16 protein-coding genes are annotated in these 19,329 nt (G+C 48.8%); 4 read left to right on the top strand and 12 right to left on the bottom strand.

What is annotated here, in order from left to right:
• Positions 1–6 precede the first annotated feature (6 nt).
• Entirely contained in the window at positions 7–876 is an 870-nt protein-coding gene (locus AKL11_RS19685) for a death domain-containing protein (protein WP_067520917.1), read from the bottom strand.
• A 236-nt stretch (positions 877–1,112) separates the two neighbouring features.
• On the opposite strand from AKL11_RS19685, the gene AKL11_RS19680 reads away from it, so the two are divergent.
• The 3 genes from AKL11_RS19680 (at position 1,113) to xerD (ending at position 5,648) form a co-directional block, all read left to right on the top strand.
• Positions 1,113–3,983 carry a valine--tRNA ligase gene (locus tag AKL11_RS19680; RefSeq protein WP_067520913.1) on the top strand — a complete coding sequence of 957 codons (2,871 nt, stop codon included), beginning with the start codon at positions 1,113–1,115 and terminating at the stop codon, positions 3,981–3,983.
• 178 nt (positions 3,984–4,161) lie between these two features.
• Positions 4,162–4,641 carry a hypothetical protein gene (locus AKL11_RS19675; protein ID WP_067520910.1) on the top strand — a complete coding sequence of 160 codons (480 nt, stop codon included), beginning with the start codon at positions 4,162–4,164 and terminating at the stop codon, positions 4,639–4,641.
• Between the two features lie 110 nt (positions 4,642–4,751).
• Entirely contained in the window at positions 4,752–5,648 is an 897-nt protein-coding gene (xerD, locus tag AKL11_RS19670; protein WP_067520907.1) for a site-specific tyrosine recombinase XerD, read from the top strand.
• A 3-nt stretch (positions 5,649–5,651) separates the two neighbouring features.
• On the opposite strand, the gene folC is transcribed toward xerD, so the two are convergent.
• The 6 genes from folC to truA form a co-directional block, all read right to left on the bottom strand.
• A complete protein-coding gene (folC, locus tag AKL11_RS19665; protein WP_157673675.1) occupies positions 5,652–6,953 on the bottom strand; it encodes a bifunctional tetrahydrofolate synthase/dihydrofolate synthase in 1,302 nt (433 codons plus the stop codon).
• A 280-nt stretch (positions 6,954–7,233) separates the two neighbouring features.
• Entirely contained in the window at positions 7,234–8,148 is a 915-nt protein-coding gene (gene accD, locus AKL11_RS19660) for an acetyl-CoA carboxylase, carboxyltransferase subunit beta (protein ID WP_067520899.1), read from the bottom strand.
• Positions 8,149–8,958, bottom strand: a complete 810-nt coding sequence (trpA, locus tag AKL11_RS19655) for a tryptophan synthase subunit alpha (protein WP_067520895.1) — start codon at positions 8,956–8,958, stop codon at positions 8,149–8,151. It lies immediately after the preceding gene.
• A gap of 11 nt (positions 8,959–8,969) precedes the next feature.
• Complete coding sequence (trpB, locus tag AKL11_RS19650; protein ID WP_216636549.1) at positions 8,970–10,214, bottom strand: tryptophan synthase subunit beta; 1,245 nt, start codon at positions 10,212–10,214, stop codon at positions 8,970–8,972.
• The gene (locus AKL11_RS19645) at positions 10,211–10,831 is read right to left on the bottom strand and encodes a phosphoribosylanthranilate isomerase (protein ID WP_067520890.1); all 621 of its coding nucleotides are present in this window, start codon (positions 10,829–10,831) and stop codon (positions 10,211–10,213) included. Before AKL11_RS19645 ends, trpB begins: the two co-directional genes overlap by 4 nt.
• 128 nt (positions 10,832–10,959) lie before the next feature.
• Entirely contained in the window at positions 10,960–11,763 is an 804-nt protein-coding gene (gene truA, locus AKL11_RS19640; RefSeq protein ID WP_067520889.1) for a tRNA pseudouridine(38-40) synthase TruA, read from the bottom strand.
• Positions 11,764–11,987: 224 nt separating this feature from the next.
• Between truA and AKL11_RS19635 the strand changes: the two genes are divergently transcribed.
• The gene (locus AKL11_RS19635) at positions 11,988–13,187 is read left to right on the top strand and encodes a coiled-coil domain-containing protein (protein WP_067520885.1); all 1,200 of its coding nucleotides are present in this window, start codon (positions 11,988–11,990) and stop codon (positions 13,185–13,187) included.
• A 102-nt stretch (positions 13,188–13,289) separates the two neighbouring features.
• On the opposite strand, the gene AKL11_RS19630 is transcribed toward AKL11_RS19635, so the two are convergent.
• The 5 genes from AKL11_RS19630 to asd all read right to left on the bottom strand — a co-directional run bounded on the left by AKL11_RS19630 (position 13,290) and on the right by asd (position 19,308).
• Positions 13,290–15,692, bottom strand: coding sequence for a motility hub landmark protein FimV (locus AKL11_RS19630; RefSeq protein ID WP_067520882.1), 2,403 nt, complete (start codon positions 15,690–15,692; stop codon positions 13,290–13,292).
• 268 nt (positions 15,693–15,960) lie between these two features.
• Positions 15,961–16,974 (bottom strand): Asd/ArgC dimerization domain-containing protein, encoded by a 1,014-nt coding sequence (locus tag AKL11_RS19625; protein WP_067520878.1) that lies wholly within the window; start codon positions 16,972–16,974, stop codon positions 15,961–15,963.
• A gap of 102 nt (positions 16,975–17,076) precedes the next feature.
• Entirely contained in the window at positions 17,077–17,532 is a 456-nt protein-coding gene (locus AKL11_RS19620) for a PaaI family thioesterase (protein ID WP_067520875.1), read from the bottom strand.
• On the bottom strand, positions 17,529–17,987 hold the full coding sequence (locus tag AKL11_RS19615; RefSeq protein WP_067521376.1) for a PaaI family thioesterase: 459 nt from the start codon (positions 17,985–17,987) through the stop codon (positions 17,529–17,531). The genes AKL11_RS19620 and AKL11_RS19615 overlap by 4 nt, the downstream gene beginning before the upstream one ends.
• Positions 17,988–18,186: 199 nt before the next feature.
• Positions 18,187–19,308, bottom strand: a complete 1,122-nt coding sequence (asd, locus tag AKL11_RS19610; RefSeq protein WP_067520871.1) for an aspartate-semialdehyde dehydrogenase — start codon at positions 19,306–19,308, stop codon at positions 18,187–18,189.
• Between the last annotated feature and the right edge of the window lie 21 nt (positions 19,309–19,329).

Here is a 19,329-nt window from a genome sequence, read left to right as displayed (position 1 = left end):
CTACACTTACGGCCAGTGCGGGTATTGGCCTTCCACTTCTTGTGCGCCCTGTTCATTGCCACATTGTCGCAACGCATCAATTAGATTCGCCATAGGTGCATGCTCACCTCGACAAAAATGGTTATTCAATAATTCCAGCCACTGAAGTTCGAGATCTTGACCACGCTGCGGTTCCGACAAATTTAACTTTCTTGCTAACATCGGAACTTCTGTTCCCCATAACCCAGAACAATTTAATAAAGCCAAATACGGACATTCCGCAGCACCTTGTTGAGGCCGCCCTTCAATATTCTCCAAGTTCGCAGCTTCCTTCATATCAAATAAACGCCGTGCGCTCTCTTGTTGACCAGGAAAGATAATATCGTGACTATTCACACATAAAAAAATATTGAAAAAAGCACTATCGGTACCAAACTCTGCGAACAATTTTTCAAAGCACCTTACTTGGCTCATTTCCAGGTCATTAGGGTATTCACTCACACCAGCTTGAAAAAAATCAAACTTCCCGATTGCAAAAGCAGTTTTTGCAACCTGATTACGCTCCAGCCCAAGCTCATTGATCAGTTTTGACTGAATAAAACTAGTTACATTGGGATATTTGGCACTAAACGCCTCTGGCTCTCGAGTTCCATTAAAAATCTGGGCGCTAGCGTTTTTTACATCTTTACTGTCGTTATGAACTTCAACAAGTCGCTTCAGTAATTCTTTTCTTTGAACGGGGGAAAATACATTTAATTGCTGATTTACCGTGCTAAAAGCAGACTCCGCCAACTCAACCTGCATCCCCTCAAAAACCGCATTTCCCTGAGGTGATTTTACTTGTGCGAAATAGGAACCACCGGAGGTTGACGAACTGTCAGATACACTATTAGCCATAACTCAATAACTCTCGAACATAGTTTGTTTAACCTGATATTTTGTCCAGCTCTGATGCAAAAAGTTCCCTGCCTGAATGAATACACACCAATTACTCACCAATCCCCCATTACGAACCCTTTAGCTCCGTGTATAATTCCCGGTTTGCCCATATCCAAACCATGAGCAACGGCACAATCTCCAAAGACAGAGCCAACCGCTCAGGTTAATGATCGAATACTGACTGGACAGCAGTTATGGAAAAGACGTTCAACCCCCAAGCCATAGAACGCACCCTGTATCAAAACTGGGAAGAGAAAGGTTATTTTTCACCTTCCGGAGCAGGTCAGCCTTACTCCATCATGATCCCGCCTCCGAATGTCACCGGCAGCTTGCACATGGGTCATGCGTTCCAGGATTCCATTATGGATGCCCTGACCCGCTACCACCGTATGAAAGGCCATAACACGTTGTGGCAGGTAGGAACGGACCACGCAGGCATCGCAACCCAAATGGTGGTTGAACGGAAAATTCTGGCTGAAGAAGGCAAAACCCGTCACGACTATGGCCGCGAAGCCTTCACCGACAAAATCTGGGAATGGAAAGAAGAGTCTGGCGACACCATCACCCGCCAGCTTCGTCGTTTGGGTGCATCTGTGGATTGGGATACCGAACGCTTCACCATGGACAAAGGCTTTTACGCTGCCGTTCAGGAAGTCTTCGTTCGTTTGTACGAAGACGATCTGATTTATCGCGGCAAACGTCTGGTCAACTGGGACCCAAAACTGCACACCGCCATTTCTGACCTGGAAGTAGAAAACAAAGAAGTTAAAGGCAATATGTGGCACCTGCGTTATCCGCTGGCCGACGGTGAGAAAACCGCTGAAGGCAAAGATTACATTGTGGTCGCCACTACCCGCCCGGAAACCATGCTGGGTGACACCAGCGTTGCCGTCAATCCGGAAGATGAGCGCTACAAAGCGCTGATTGGCAAAGAGATCATCTTGCCATTAGTCAACCGTCGTATTCCTATTGTGGGCGATGAACACGCAGATATGGAAAAAGGCACCGGCTGCGTAAAAATCACGCCAGCCCACGACTTTAACGACAACGAAGTGGGCAAACGTTGCAACCTGCCCATGATTAACATCATGACGCTGAACGGTGATATTCGTCAGCAAGGCGAAGCCTTCAATCATGACGGCACCGTGAACCAAACCGTCGACACCATTATTCCAGAAGCCTATCACGGCATGGAACGTTTCGCGGCTCGCAAACAGATTGTTGCCGACTTTGATGCACTGGGTCTGTTGGAAAAAATAGACGACCACACCTTAATGGTGCCTTACGGCGACCGTTCCGGTGTCGTTATCGAACCACTGCTGACCGACCAATGGTTTGTTCGTGCAGCGCCTCTGGCGGAACCAGCGATTGAAGCAGTCGAAGATGGCCGTATTCAATTCGTACCAAAGCAATACGAAAACATGTACTTCTCCTGGATGCGGGATATTCAAGACTGGTGCATCTCTCGTCAGCTCTGGTGGGGTCACCGTATTCCCGCCTGGTATGACGACGCTGGTAATGTTTATGTTGGTCGCAACGAAGAAGAAGTTCGCGAGAAGCATAACATCCCATCCCCAGTGGTTCTGAAACAGGATGCGGATGTACTGGATACCTGGTTCTCCTCAGCACTCTGGACATTCGGTACTCTGGGCTGGCCAGAACAGACGGATCGTCTGAAGACCTTCCACCCAACAGATGTTCTGGTAACCGGTTTCGATATCATCTTCTTCTGGGTAGCCCGGATGATCATGATGACCATGCACTTCATGAAAGACGACTCTTCAGAAGGGAAAGGGGGCAAGCCACAGGTACCGTTTAAGTATGTATACGTCACCGGTCTGATTCGTGACGAGAACGGCGACAAAATGTCCAAATCCAAGGGTAACGTCCTTGACCCACTGGATATGATCGACGGTATCGATCTGGAAACGTTGGTAGAGAAACGCTGCGGCAATATGATGCAGCCACAACTGGCCGCCAAAATTGAAAAACGCACCCGCGCAGCGTTCCCGGAAGGCATTGCTGCCCACGGTACGGACGCCCTTCGCTACACCCTGTACTCGTTGGCATCCACCGGTCGTGATATCAACTGGGATATGAATCGTCTGGAAGGTTACCGGAACTTCTGCAACAAAATCTGGAACGCTGCCAACTATGTAAAAATGAACATTGATGGTCAGGACACCGGATTAAATGATGAGCCGATTGATCTGACTCTGGCTGACCGCTGGATCATCTCTCGCCTGCAGCGGATAGAAGCCCAGATCGAGAAGAACCTGGCAGACTTCCGTCTGGATCACGCTTCCCAGAATCTTTATGACTTTATTTGGAATGAATACTGCGCCTGGTACTTGGAACTCTCCAAGCCTGTACTGTGGGATGAGAACGCACCGGCTGCACGCCAACGGGGCACCCGTCGTACACTGGTGAGAGTACTGGAAAGCATTATGCGTCTGGCTCACCCATTCATGCCTTACCTCACCGAAGAGATCTGGCAGAACATCAAACAGAGCGCCGGCGTAGAAGGCGAAACCCTGATGCTGCAAAACTATCCGGTTTCTGACGCCAGCAAAATTGATGAAACTGCAGAGCGCGACATTGAATGGCTGAAGTCGTTTATTTCCGGCATCCGAAATATTCGTGCCGAGTTAAATATTGGCCCGGGCAAGCCTTTGAATGTGCTGCTGCGTAATACATCTACAGACGACATCGCTCGCTTGGAAGACAATCTGACCTTCCTGAAATCACTGGCCAAACTGGACGATATTCGCGTTCTGGAAGCCGGCGAGGAAGCACCCATGTCGACCACACAATTGGTTGGCTCGATGGAAGTACTGGTGCCAATGGCAGGCCTGATCGACAAGGATAAAGAGATTGCCCGCCTGAGCAAGGAGCTGGATCGTTATGCCAAAGAAGTCGCGCGCTTTGAGGGTAAACTGAATAACGAAAAGTTTATCAGCAAAGCACCAGCAGAAGTGGTGGCAAGTGAGAAGGCCAAGCTGGCTGAGGCACAAGCTGCAAAAGCCAAACTGGCCGAGCAACTGGAGGCTATCAAAGCTCTGTAAACACCAGCGATTAGTCACGCCTCAGACTTCTACTGAATCTGAGGTGTGATTCAAGTACAATACTTCCTTGTTTATTAACCATACTGTTCGTGAAACGTTTAATAAAACCAACCATAAAAATAAAAGAGAAAACATAGTGATACTAAAAGGAATATCTGCTTTTCCCTTAGCTTTATTAATGAGCAGCTTTTCAGATAATCATAAAGAGAGCGAGGCTCACTCGATAGCTCTCGGACCAAAGCCCAGCCAGCTCTCGCCAGACATTGAACTGGAATCCATTAGCTACAGCGCAAGCAACTTTAGTAAGCGCATGCAAACTGAATGCAAAATGTCCGACAGTATGGAAAGAAGTGTTTTGTTTGCTGCACAATCAAACAACCTGAAAACTAACGACTCAGCTAACCACCAGCCGACTCTTAAAAATGCCCGCATTACCGTGGATTTTATCGATGTCATTTCTCATCACTGGCGCTCCAAAGCCATAAGACCAGGCTCCGTCGCGACTTTCACAGCCACGCTGCATCAAAACAATGAGCCACCTCAAATGATCACCAAGTCCATTGCTTCCTATATGACCATGGGCACTTGCGATCGATTGGAAAATATTGCTTATAACGCGGGTCAATTTCTGACTCAATGGACGGCTGCCAAGATTTAGGCAGCGACCATCTGTGAGAAATTCGATTACAAGAAGCACCCTTAAACCTTTCGTTTACACGCCCAAACCGAATACACTATCTGGAGAAATTTGAGAGACCATTCAGACATATGCCCTCCCCTTCATCGCCCATCATTCAGGAATTCCTTCAACATCTCTGGCTGGAAAGAGGGTTGAGTAAAAACACCCGGGAGGCTTATCAAAGAGACATATTGCTTTTCAGCAACTGGCTGAAAGAACAGGAAAATGATTTAGTGGACGCTTCAGAAGATGACCTTCGAGCATTCCTTGGCTGGCGTTTCGAGCAAAAATATCATCCTCGTTCCACGGCTCGTCAGATCTCAAGCCTGCGGGCATTCTATCGCCACATGCTGCAAAATCATCAAATACTCACTGATATCACTGCTAACATAGAAATGCCCCGCCAAGGTAAAGCACTACCCAAAACCTTATCAGAAGACGATGTCAATGCACTGCTGAACAGCCCGGACACAGACACCACCATCGGCCTGCGGGACCGAACCATGCTGGAGCTGCTCTATGCCTGCGGTTTGCGAATATCCGAACTGGTCAATCTGAATCTGGATAACATCAATCTACGTCAGGGCGTGATTCGCGTGACAGGAAAAGGCAGTAAGGAAAGGTTGGTTCCCATGGGGCAGGAAGCCATCGATTGGCTGGCAAGTTACCTAAAACAGGCTCGTAGTGAATTGTTAAACAACTATGAAAGCAGAACTCTGTTTCCCGGCCGTTATGGGCGACCAATGACGCGGCAAACCTTCTGGCATCGCATCAAACACTACAACACCATTGCCGGAATAAAGTCCGATGTGTCGCCCCATGTGCTTCGCCATGCCTTTGCCACACATCTATTAAATCACGGGGCAGATCTTCGGGTTGTACAACTGTTGCTCGGCCACAGTGATCTGTCAACAACACAGATTTATACCCATATTGCCAACCATCGCCTGACCGAGTTACATAAAGAACATCACCCCCGAGGCTGACCCTTAAGCCACCAGAGCAAGCACCGCTGATACGGTCATAAATGAGCCGGTGACCAATATGCGGTCGCCTGGCTTAGAGTGATTCAACGCATCATTCAGTGCTTCAGGAATTGACGAAAACTCAAAGACAGCAAAGTCTCTGGCTTTTAGCTTTTCGGCAAACTCTGCGGTATTCAATGTTCTTGGCGAAACAAATTCAGACACGCGCCAGTCATCAATATGAGCACTGAGACAGTCTGCCACCGTCATATAATCTTTGTCTTTGCACATAGCAATGACTGCGCGAGTAACACCAGTAACCGGGTTCTCTTGCAGTCGCTGGCTCAGTTTCTCTGCGGCCTGAGGATTGTGAGCGACATCCAGAATCAACTCGATGTCATTACCAGCGTCGTTTTTCATTGTGACTCGCTGAAACCGCCCTTTAACTGCCGCGCCAGACAAACCTTTGCGAATTGCCTCGATGCTAATAACTTCTGGTACAAACTGTAATGCCTGAAGTGCCGTGGCAGCATTATCAATCACCACATCTGGCAGCGGTAAATCATCGGCGTTCAAAGCCTCACCCGCTCGAGTCAAACCAGACCAACTCCAGCTTTTATCACTATTGTTTAGATCGAAATCAACGGAACGTCGATACAGTTGGCTCTCTAGACGCGATGCCGCTTCCACCACAGAGTCTGGAACCGGATCACTGCCAAAAATCACAGGTTTTCCTGATCGCATTATCCCTGCTTTTTCTTTGGCAATCGCTTCAATGCTGAAGCCCAGGTACTCTTGATGATCCAAACCCACCGTCGTGATAATGGAAATATCAGGATCAACGACATTGGTCGCATCAAGGCGCCCGCCCATACCCACTTCCATCAGGGCAAAGTCCACTTCTGCTCTTTGAAAGCAATCAACGGCAGCCAAAGTGGCAAACTCAAAATAGGTTAACCATGTTGTCTGCCGCCCTTCATTCAGTTTTTCGAAAGCGTCACAGAGCCATTCATCAGAGACCTGCTGCCCGTTAATCCGAATGCGTTCATTAAATTTCAATAGATGCGGTGATGTGAAGAGACCAACCTTGTAGCCAGCAGCCAGCAATATAGACTCAAGCACCGCCAAGGTTGACCCTTTGCCATTTGTCCCGCCCACCATAATGACAAAAGGCGCAGGCTTGAGCAGGTTCAGCTTTTCGCCCACCAGACGAATACGATCCAGGCCAAAATCAATTTCATGCTCAGGACGGGTTTCTTCCAGCCACTTAAGCCATTGATCGAGTTTTTTTTCAGACTTCAACGACATCTCTCCAATGAAAGCCAAGCATCTCGTTCCCATGGTTCTGAGGCTGCCGCTAAAGACCATTTAAAGCAGATGTCGTAGGTCGGTAACCCAAAGGGTTGCCGACAATCAGCACCTACAGGCCTTCGGGATGTCGGCAATTCTTACAGAATTACCGACCTACAGGTTTCGCGACAACCTCGTTCTACATGGGAACGAGGTGATTTGAGAGTTTTGACACAACCTAGAAATACGCAAAGGGCATAAAAGCGCAGGAACGAGATGAAGATAAAATCTTAATTGCCGCGCCCCTTATGGGTTATCAGGCAACCACTGCCTCACTCTTCACCTCATCCGGAAACTGGGTATCCGGCTGCGGCTGATACTGCATCTTACGACACAGCCTACCAATGGTTGAACGAATATCAGATCGCGCCACGATCATATCAATCGCACCGTGATCCAGCAGAAACTCACTGCGCTGAAAACCTTCCGGCAGTTTTTCACGAACGGTCTGTTCAATAACACGAGGACCGGCAAAACCGATCAACGCACCAGGTTCCGCCATATTGATATCACCCAACATGGCCAGACTGGCAGACACACCACCGTAAACCGGATCAGTCATCATGGAGATGTAAGGAATCCCGGCCTGCTTCATTCGCTCCAACGCAGCACTGGTTTTTGCCATCTGCATCAGAGAAAACAGCGCTTCCTGCATACGGGCGCCGCCACTGGCAGAAAAACATACTAACGGGATGCGCTCGGCCAAAGCCAACTCCGCCGCACGGGCAAACTTCTCACCCACCACCGAGCCCATGGAACCACCCATAAACGAAAACTCAAAGGCCACGGCCACCATTGGCAAGGCTTCCACCGTGCCTCGCATGGCAATCAAGGCATCCTTTTCACCGGTTTGCTTCTGGGCTGCTGCCAGGCGATCTTTGTACTTTTTGGTATCTTTAAACTTCAACAGATCTACAGGTTCAAGATCAGTGAAAAGCTCTTCACGTCCTTCTTTATCAAAAAAGTAATTCAATCGGGTGCGCGCTGAAATCCGCATATGATGCTGACATTTCGGACACACCCCTAGGTTACGATCCAACTCAGGACGATAAAGCACGGCTTCGCACTTTACGCACTTGCGCCAGAGACCTTCCGGCACACTACTGCTCTTCTGCTCAGCGGCAGAGCGAGAAAGCGACGGAATAAGTTTATTGACTAGCCAGTTGCTCATTCATTTATCCTGTAAACTATCCATGGCTGAGCGCATTTCAGTCATTTTTTCACCCACACGCTCAACGACAGCCTGCCCTTCAGTGGCGAACTTCGCCAGCTCCGAAACCAGCACACTGCCTGCGATGACGCCATCAGCGGTTCGGCTGATGGCCGCCGCCGATTCGCCATCACGAATACCAAAACCGACACAAACCGGTACATCGGTGAATTGCCGAATGTGATTCACACGCTCGGCCACTTCAACGGTGTCCAATGTCGCGGCGCCGGTCACTCCCTTGAGAGAAACATAATAGAGGTAGCCACTGGCCACACTGCATATCTTTTTAATACGTTCATCCGACGTAGTGGGTGTGATCAACTTGATCATATCCAGCCCACGTTCCTGAAGCAGCCCATGCAGCTCTCCAGCCGCTTCCGGTGGTAAATCCACCATCAGCACACCATCAACGCCGGCGTCGGCGGCCATCTCAACAAAACGTTCATAGCCCATAATTTCTACGGGGTTGAGATAACCCATCAGGATGATCGGAGTGACATTATCGGTCTGACGGAACTCAGAAACCATTGCAAAAACGTCAGTCAATGTAACACCTTGTGATACAGCCCGCTCATGAGCCTGCGCAATCACGGGTCCATCGGCCACCGGATCGGAGAATGGGAAGCCCAGTTCGATTATATCAGCGCCACTTGCCACCAGTTGGTGCATCACATTGATGGTCTGGCCCGGAGGATCTCCCGCCAACACATAGGGAATCAGCGCCTTGCGATTGCCGGCCTGAAGCTGCTCAAAACAGTTTTTCAGTCTCATTCTGGCATTCCTTACTCTTCAAACCCATCAAGGCCGTCGATCTCGGCAACGGTATGAATATCCTTATCACCACGGCCGGATAAGTTGCAGATGATGATCTGATCTTTATCCATGGTCGGAGCCAATTTATCCACGTAGGCAAGGGCATGAGCACTTTCCAGCGCCGGCATAATGCCTTCGAGACGAGTGAGCTTTCTGAACGCATCCAGCGCTTCATCGTCTGTGGCAGCAGGATACTCTGCTCGACCAATATCCTTGAGGTAACTGTGCTCTGGTCCAACGCCTGGGTAATCCAAACCGGCAGACACAGAATGGCTTTCAATAATCTGGCCGTGCTCATCGGTCATCAGATAGGTTCTGGCACCCTGCAAAACGCCGGGGCGACCGGAACTCATGCGTGCTGCATGTTTATCTGTGTGAATACCATGGCCAGCAGCTTCAACACCGTACAGCTTGACCGAGGTATCTTTAATAAATTCATGGAACAGCCCCATCGCATTGGAGCCGCCACCGACGCAGGCGACCAGGGCATCAGGCAGCTTTCCCTCCTTAGTCATAATCTGCTGTCTGGCTTCACGGCCAATAATGCTTTGCAGGTTACGCACCATTTCAGGATAAGGAGACGGGCCACACACCGTACCTAATAAATAGAAGGTATCTTCCGGACGGGCCACCCAGTCACGAAGTGCTTCATTAATGGCATCTTTCAACGTCTGGGAACCGGTCTCAACTGGAATCACGGTAGCGCCGAGCAGCTTCATACGATACACGTTAAGAGCCTGACGTTTTACGTCTTTAGCGCCCATATACACCACACACTCTAACCCAAGGCGAGCGGCTACCGTGGCCGAAGCAACACCGTGTTGACCGGCGCCGGTTTCCGCAATAATCCGGGTTTTGCCCATGTGCTTGGCCAGCAATGCTTGACCTACCGCATGGTTAATTTTGTGGGCGCCGGTATGATTCAGGTCTTCCCTTTTCAGGTAGATTTTTGCGCCGCCGCGCTCATTGGTCCAGCGTTCAGCTAAATAGAGCGGAGATGGACGGCCAACAAAGTCCGCCAGATCCCGATCAAAATCCGCCTGAAACGCCTTGTCTTGCCAGAGCTCACGCCAGGTGTTGTCCAGATCTTCCAGAGCACCCATCAGCGTTTCAGCTACAAAACGGCCGCCGAACCGGCCAAAATGGCCCATCAGATCCGGCTGGTCATAATGACCATTAAACAAGACATCACTTTTCTTTTGATCGACCATCATCTTCCCGCCGCCTTCATAAAGGCTTTGATTTTGTCGTGATCCTTAATGCCAGGGCGAGCTTCCACGCCGCTGCTGACATCAACTCCATAGGGTCGAACCCTGTTAATTGCCTGATTAACGTTATCAGGACTTAACCCACCTGCCAGAATGACAGGCTTGCTCAACGATCGGGGAATTAATTCCCAATCGAATGATTCCCCAGTGCCGCCCGGTTCGCCGGGTTTGTAGCTGTCCAGCAAGTAGCCTGAAGCCGAGTGATAGGGCGTGACCATGTCTTCAACCGAATGATCAGGCCTGACCCGAAAGGCTTTCAAATAGCGCATTCCCCAACGGGAACACTCGGCCTCTGTTTCTTTACCGTGAAACTGAAGTAAAGACAACGGCACCGTATCTATAACCGATTGAATCAGTGCTTCTTGTGCATCCACAAACAAACCCACGACGCTGACAAACGGCGGTAATACTGAAACAATTTCAGCCGCCTGCTCCGCTGTAACATAACGGGCGCTTTTGGCATAGAACACCAGCCCAAGGGCGTCTGCACCGTTTTCTACGGCGATTAGACCATCTTCAGGCCGGGTAATTCCGCAAATTTTGATACGGGGAGTTACATCCATTTCCGTCTACTTTTCCCGTCTTCGGTTAAGGAGGCACAAAGATTGTTGATAGTATCAGAACCTTTCGGTAAATACTGCACTCTCCTTTCCTCTCCTCTCCAGTGTCGCTCGTCGTTCTTACCAGCAATTCAAAGGGGGAGCAGCGGAGCAATAAAGTGCGGATTCGATTCGCTCTCAGGCAAACCAAACACATCATCATAACCAACATCAATAAAATAGAGACCACAGGGAGACGCGGTGACACCACCCTGGCCACGGTCACGGGCATCCAGCACTACCTTTGCCCAGATTGGCTCCCGTTTACCGCAACCAATTGCCATTAAAACACCCGCAAAATTACGAATCATATGGTGTAGAAAAGCATTCGCCTGCACATCGATCACAATCAACGGGCCATGGCGGGAGATATCCATACGGGTGATGGTGCGCACCGGATTTTTTGCCTGACACTGAATGGCTCGATACGAGGTAAAATCGTGTTCACCTTTTAAGTATTCTGCCGCCTCTTTCATCCGCGCCACATCCAAAGGCCGGTAATTCCAGGTGACACCTTTGGACAAGTGTGCCGGACGAATAGGATGGTTATAAATCACATATCGATATCGACGCCACTTTGCTGAAAAACGGGCATGAAAATCATCTGAAACCGGCTTAACCCAATTGACCGCAATATCATCGGGTAAATTGGCATTGGCGCCATAAGCCCAACCCCGCTCCGTACGGACAGAATCTGAATCAAAATGAATAATCTGATTGGAGCCATGAACCCGTGCATCGGTTCTGCCTGCACAAACCACCGATACCGGATGATCAGCCACTGTTGAAAGCGATTTTTCGACCGCAGCTTGAACGGTTGGCAAGCCTGTTTTAAGACTTTGCCACCCAAAATAGTGAGAGCCATCATATTGAATACTGGCGGCGAAACGAGGCATGAACTCTGTCAACCTTAAACCGAAAGGAGTGGATTCTAACCAATCAAAGTCCTTATACCAACGTCTAAATCAGCACAAAGTCTAATTGTTTGCAACAGGCATTCAGTAATAAAGTCTTCTCATCACAACGAATTGAGCATCTATTTCAAGACTAAAGATCGTAGTCTTCATTATTTTGAAGCGCCTGAATTTGATGTCTCACGATAAGAGGGGGGGAAATAAAAATGAAATCGAATCTACTAACAGGCAAGTTTGCAACATTAGTCAATCAATTTGAGCATCACTCCAAAGACAGCAAGCCACCCCGTCAGGCTATGAGTTACAGCAGAGTAGTGGCTAAAAAAGCGGTATCTGGCAGCCCATTTATCAAACAAGACAAGGATCAACAAAAAGCTTTCAACAACCTGGCGCCCTTGTCACTTGATAACAGACAAAACAGCGCTACCGACTTTGACAAAGCATTTTCTCGCCGTGATAGCGGTTGCCACTCAATGCCCAGCTCACCGTCGCAGTCTAGCTTAACATCGGACGACATAGATCCATTCTTGCTTAAGCTGGAAACTGCTGAGGGTGCATCTACAACAGTATCAACAAATCCTGTCATGAAAAGGAAACTGACACTGAAAAGCTATGAACAAGCTCCTGCCAAAAAAGGAAAACGCATACACATTGAGCCAGACCAGCGCATTCTAGAAATTTCCAACGGGATTACAGCGCAACAAAACCGAATAAAGGAGCTTAGCAACCAGTTACATGATGCTGAAATGAACAAGCTTGGTATGTCCTTATCGCTTAAAAGAACCGTAGAAGAGGTTGAAGAACAGGAGAAGGAAATTACCAACCTGGAAAATCAATTGTCCGGAAAGGATTTATTATTAGACGAAACAAGAGCAACGTTGATGCAGTGTCAAAAGCACATTCAATCCATGAAAGAGAAATTAGTACAGCTCTCTGCCATGTATAAAAGTTCAATGAAAGACCTGCAGATTGATTCACTGAGTGAACGAATGGTTATGAACGCCATGCTGGGAGCACAGCAAGACATTTCATCATTCAGAAATGAGGAGCTAGTCAAAAAGCTTCATCAAGCTGAGGATAAAGCAACGAAGTTGTCCGCTCAAAATAGTGAGCTTCAATCAACAATTAACAATATCTCAGTAGCAAATGAGAAGACGATAGCGCATTTAAGGCATAACAATGCAGTATTAATGAACTGTAAAGATCGAACATTACTAGGCAGCAACGTTGACGATGGCTTGATGCATGAGGAGAAGCCAGAACCAAAAAAACTCTTGAAAAGAAAGAAAGAATTGGCTGCACCGGAAAGCACTCTTTCCACATGGAGCTTTGGTCTTCAATCTTATTTACCAAGCAGTGTAAGCAGAGTATTTAACCTGGCAACATTTGGGCGTTCTATTACTTAATCCCCTCCAAGTAAACGCCCAAATAAAGCAATGGCAGTTACCCGATAACAGGTAGCTGCCATTTTTTATACTGCACTTTTACTAGCAAGCCTGCAAAACCAATCAGCTCACGCCGGCTGCTTGAAGAAGATCATTTGCCTCCTGCTTCTGCTCATCACTGCCCTGCTCAACCACTTCCTGAAGAATCGAGGCCGCGCCTTCCATATCACCCATATCCATATAAGCTCTGGCCAGATCCAACTTAGTGGATGCTTCATCACCATCGTCCATAAAATCGAGATCATCATCCAGCGACTCTTCAAAGCTCGAGCCACCGTCATCAGAAAAGGCTGCTTCAATATCCTGACCGACAGAATTATCATCTTCAACATCAAAGCCAAAATCTATGTCATCAAGATTGAAATCATCTTCAGCTGCTGCAGGTGTTGCTGCAGGCGCAGGCTCTGGCTCACTACCAAAGCCATCCAAGTCAAACTCAAGATCACCGGAGTCAGAGGCATCATCGGTTGTCACGTCTGAGTCGAACTCACTTAAGTCAAACTCTGGCAGCTCATCCTGTTGAGGTGCGGCGGGTGAAGCATTTAGTTCAGCGCTGTTCGGAAAATGAGATCGGAACCCTTCTGCAGCCTGAACAGCGGTTGCATCACCAGTAGCCTGGACAGCACTGACAGCCTGATCAAACTTTACCTGATCACCCGCTTCCGCATAAATCTCAGCCAGTTTCGCTTTCAGGTCAGCACGTCCAGGCTCGTTGGCAATCGCTTGCTGCACCAACTCCTCCGCCTGATCCAGATGGCCGTAGGCAATATAAATATCAGCCTCACTGATGACATCCTGTGTTTGCTGGGTGGTGACACCACTGTCAATATCGTCAACGACGGAATCATCAATATTCAGCGCTTCATCAAACTTTAACTGGTCGTCTCCACTGACCGTTGACTGAAGATTACCAGACGCTGGCACCAGATCTAATGCTTGAAAGTCATCATCCTCGTCCGCTTCTTCCTGTTTTTTTTTGCGATTTCTCAGGAACAGGAGAATAGCCGCTCCAAAAGGCAATACGCCCAGCGCTGCAAGCAAAATAGGATTTCCAAGCAGGAAGCTAACAAAGCCCGTTTTTTCCATCTGGAAATCATCTGGAGCTACAGGCTCAGGTAAAGGTTCTGGCATTGGCTCAGGCTTTGGAGCCGGTGGAGGTTCATTGACCACAACACCCAGATCTGCCTCTTGCGGCTGAAGGCTTTCGTCAGGCTGAAGGCTCTCTTCCGGTTGAAGGTCCCCCTGATTTTGCAACGCAGCCAGCTGATCTTCCTTAACGACCAAAAGGCGCTCAAGGGTTTCAATCTGTTCATCCAGACTGCCCAGGCGGCTCTTTAATTCGGCATTCTCACGACTGACCTTATCCATCTGCTCACGGGTCATGGCCAGCTCAGTTTGCAACCCCGCTTCGTTCTCAACAGAACCACCACCTAAATCCTGACCACGGCCTGTGGAACCGTCCGGAGTGACGATCGCCAGCGTGCCATCAGAATTGGTTGTCCGCTTATCTTCTGCTACAGGCGACGTAACCCGGGTCGCATCGATCTGAGCGACCTGACTTCTCCCCGCCCACTCGCTATTTTGCCGGGAAACGTCACTTATCGCCTCGCCCATCGCAATACTGGTGATCTGGTTACGGCTCGGAATTCGAAGCACCTGTCCCGTTTTCAGACGATTAATATTGTCATCAATAAATGCCTGAGGATTGGCACGCTGAATGGCCACCATGGTCTGTTGAATACTGAGATCGCTTCCCGGTCTGACATCACGGGCAATTTCCCAGAGACTGTCATTACGATTGACCCGATAAGTATCCGGGCCATCTGATTGATTTCCGGACGATGATGGCGATGAAAAATTAGTTTTGGGTCGATCCAGACGCCCTGTGGTAACTGTTGAAGACTGAGTACTACGCGAAGAATTATCATCCCCTCCCGTAGATTGGCTTGCGCTCGTATTAACACTGGAAGATTGAGGCAACACAGGCGTATCCGTCACCGGCGTTACACCGTAGGGTGTTGCATCTGAAACCGCCTGATCTACCGGAGCCATCAACTGGCCATTAAATGCCGGTGGATCCAGTAACAGGGTATATTCTTTCAAAAGTCGACCACTTGGCCAGTGGACTTCTACCAGAAAGTTCAGGAAAGGTTCATGGATCGGTTTGGTGCTGGTAACTTTGATGATGCCATTACCATTAGGGCCTACTTCTGTTCGAAACTTCAAACCACTGAGCATGAATGGGCGTTCAATTCCCGCACGCTGAAAATCCACCTTGCTGGCCAAGTTAGACAGTATTTCATTTCGGGTAAGCTCCCGAACCTGCGTTAACTCAATTTCTGCCATGAGTGGCTGGTTCAGAGAGGAGTAGAGTTTCACTTCCCCCATGCCTAATGCACTGGCGCTCAGCGGGGCAATACTCCCTGCCAATGCTGCCATCACTACTACAAGTTTATGCAGTCTCATTGTGAATCCTTGTTATATACATAGGCTGCCAGCGCCTTTTGTCTCCAGAGGCCACCAAATATAAAGGGCCCGAAGCTGCAATGGACAAAATTGAAAATAGCTGCGCTTATCGAAACCCGACCGGTGCCTAACCATCTGAAAATGTCAAAAAACATTTTACTTCGGATAGGCAGCCCGTGGCTACAGCTCTATTTTAATACCGTGATTTACAGGACAAAAAAATTTCCTTACCCGTTATTTTCACATCATACGCAATGTACTTACGGTATCATCTAGCCAAGTCTTTGATCAATAACCCTGCTAATTCAACAGCCTGTACAGCCCCTCTGTTCAAACTATCGGCAACAACCCAAAAACTCAAGCCACTGTTATAGGTGCCAACCTGCTGTATTCTGCCAATGCACATCTCATCTGAACCCGCAATACGCTCGACTGTTGGCAATTCCTCGTCAGCCAGCAGAGAGACTCCCCCCCACTCTTCCAGAGCCGCTTTCAGCTCTTCCAACTCAAAAGGTTGCACCGCATCAATATCCACCAGAAAACTGTCGCCAAAAAACACAGGAACGGTGGTTGCTGATACACGAATATCCACTTCTTCACCCAAAGCCATTCTTAACTCGTGACTGATCAGGGATTCATTACCGTTTTCATCTTCTGAAGCTTTTTCCGGCACAAGATTATAAGCCAGCCGATGATCAAACTGCTCGCTTTCAATAGGCTTACCATTCAATAGCTCGATGGTTTGTTTTCTTAGAGCATCAACCCCAATCCGGCCATGGGAAGCAACTGACTGCATCACCGCAAGACTAATTCGACTAACGGAACAGTATTGATGAATCATCTGTATTAACGGCAACAGTGGTGCAGCAATAGAAGAAGGCATCACGGCGTAACGATTCTCAGCCACCTCTGACAAAAAGTGCTCATTAAAGCCAGGCATCACCGGCAAAGTATATCCTTGTGCCGCCGCCCCCCGGGAAGCATCAACAATATAACAACCACTCTCAACCGCTCGACTCATCAGCTCCACGTTACGTTGAGTACCTGACGGGATCATCAGAAAGTTAACCATGGAGAAATCCACCGCATCTGCACTGGTGTATTCCAATTCTTCGCCATGAAATTCCAACTCGCAAACGGCATCGGCTTTTTCACTGATCAGATAAAGGTTCAGCACAGGCAACGACTGACCATCCATCAAGTGCTCTTCCAGCTGACGAACCAGTGTTTCACCCGCCAGCGTATCCGCTGCAGAAATGGCAATATTAAGAGTTTGATTCATGGGGAGTGCAACCTGTCAGTCAAATAGGGGGGGGAGCTCCCCCCCCGAAGACAAAGAAAAGCCGTGACTCTATACAGCCACCAATTAACAGGCAAGCCCTTTCTAAAGGGCATTACCTCTGGACAGTTTGAAATGCCCTCTGGCAATGGCAATAGGCTCTTCTTTTTTACTTTGCCATGCCGTCACCGACACATTGGCCACTCGACTCCCCTGACGACAAACTTCACATTGCGCATAAGTCGCTTTGGGCTGACCGGAGCGAAGATAATCAATGGAGAAATCCACAATCTTAGGCAATCGTGGCTCATCCATAAACAGCATTAAATGCAAGGCCGCCGACATCTCCATAAACCCACCGATCACACCACCATGAATAGCAGGCAAAATGGGATTACCGATATTCGTTTGCTGATACTTTAAGCTGAACAGCGCATCATCCCCCACCGACATACACTCCACACCGATCAGCTCTGCATAAGGAATAACCTGAGTAAGGAGACTGAAGTTCCGAGTTTCCCGGGCGGTGATGATTTGTTGAACCAATTCCTGGCGATTCATGACCTGCCCTCCTTAGGGCTCAAGCCTTCTTTTCCAAGTCGCATAAAAGTGCCAATGGAATGAGCAAACGGTTTCTCTTTGCTCTCCTGAAAGGCCACGCCACGAACAAACACCATAGAGTCAGTCATGTGATAGACCTCGGCAAATGCCCGAATCGGTTTTTCCGGTTCCGCTGTCGTCAGGTGATCAATTCGCAGATCCAGTGTTGGGCAGGCTTCCATTTTGCTGAGCCGGGCATAAACCGCAACCCCGGAGCATGAATCCATCAACGTCGTAATGACTCCGGAATGAATCACACCTGTTTCCGGATTACCCACAAGACGAGTGTCGTAAGGCATCTCCATTTCGACACCGTCCGGCGCTGCATGAATAAGGGACATATTTAAATGATGACAATGAGGCAACATCTTAATGAAGTTGCCTGCAAACGTATTGAGCTGTTCATCCGTTGGCATAAGCAAAAGCGCCATTTTTTGTTGTTATAAAAAAGCCGGCTGCTCATAAGAGACTGCCACAAAACCCCAGAAACCTCGTTCCCATGCTCCGCGTGGGAATGCATACCTCTTAATTTTCAAAGAGATAGATGTAAGGATTCCCACGCAGTACCCAAAGGGCATAAAAGCATGGGAACCAGGGCTTTTGCGACCGCTTCACTTACAGCAGGATCGTCAACATACGACGAAGTGGTTCTGCCGCGCCCCAAAGCAGCTGATCACCTACCGTAAATGCGGACAGATATTCCGGCCCCATATTCAGTTTGCGCAGACGACCCACCGGAATATCCAACTTACCAGTCACAGCCGCAGGCGTCAGCTGATGTATGGTTTCTTCCCGATGATTGGGAATCAGGGAAACCCAATCATTGGCACCGGCAATCATCGCCTCGATATCTGCCATGGGAATATCTTTTCGCAGTTTGATAGTCAACGCCTGACTGTGGCAGCGCATGGCACCGATGCGAACACAAACACCATCCACCGGAATCGGTGATCCCTGACGACCAAGAATCTTGTTGGTTTCTGCCTGAGCTTTCCACTCTTCACGACTCTGACCGTTTTCCAATTCTTTATCAATGTAAGGAATCAAACTGCCCGCCAGGGCAACACCAAACTCACTCTGAGGCAAATCAGCACTTCTTAACAGCGATGAGGTTTTGCGGTCAATATCAAGGATGGCACTGTGTGGATTCGCAAGTTCAGTGGCAACGTTCGCCTGAATAGTACCCATCTGGCTGATCAGCTCCCGCATATTACGGGCTCCAGCACCGCTGGCCGCCTGATACGTCATGGCACTCACCCATTCCACTGCATCCTGCTGAAATAAGCCACCAATGGCCATCAGCATCAACGACACAGTGCAGTTACCACCGATAAAATTACGAACACCGTCGTTCAGTGCCTGATCGATAACATCACGATTGACCGGATCAAGTATCACCACCGCTTCGTCGTTCATACGAAGGGAAGAGGCGGCATCAATCCAATAACCCGCCCAGCCGGCATCTCGTAATGGCTGAAACACTTTGCCAGTGTAGTCACCACCCTGACAGGAAATAATGACATCCATCGCCGCCAGTGCGTCAATATCATGAGCATCCTGCAGGGTTCCCACTGACACCCCCACCTCGGGGCCAGGCTGACCCAACTGTGACGTGGTGAAGAAAACGGACTCAACGCCTTTATCCTGTAAACGAGAAAAGTCGTTTTCTTCCTGCATGCGCTCCATCAGAACGGAGCCAACCATGCCACGCCAACCCACAAAACCTACTTTTTTCATGCTGCCCCCGCTGCCGCAATA

It is taken from the genome of Endozoicomonas ascidiicola (assembly GCF_001646945.1).
GTDB classification, from domain to species: Bacteria; Pseudomonadota; Gammaproteobacteria; order Pseudomonadales; family Endozoicomonadaceae; genus Endozoicomonas; species Endozoicomonas ascidiicola.
The sequence above is the reverse complement of the archived record's forward strand: the minus strand, read 5'-3'. Positions and strand labels throughout refer to the sequence as shown.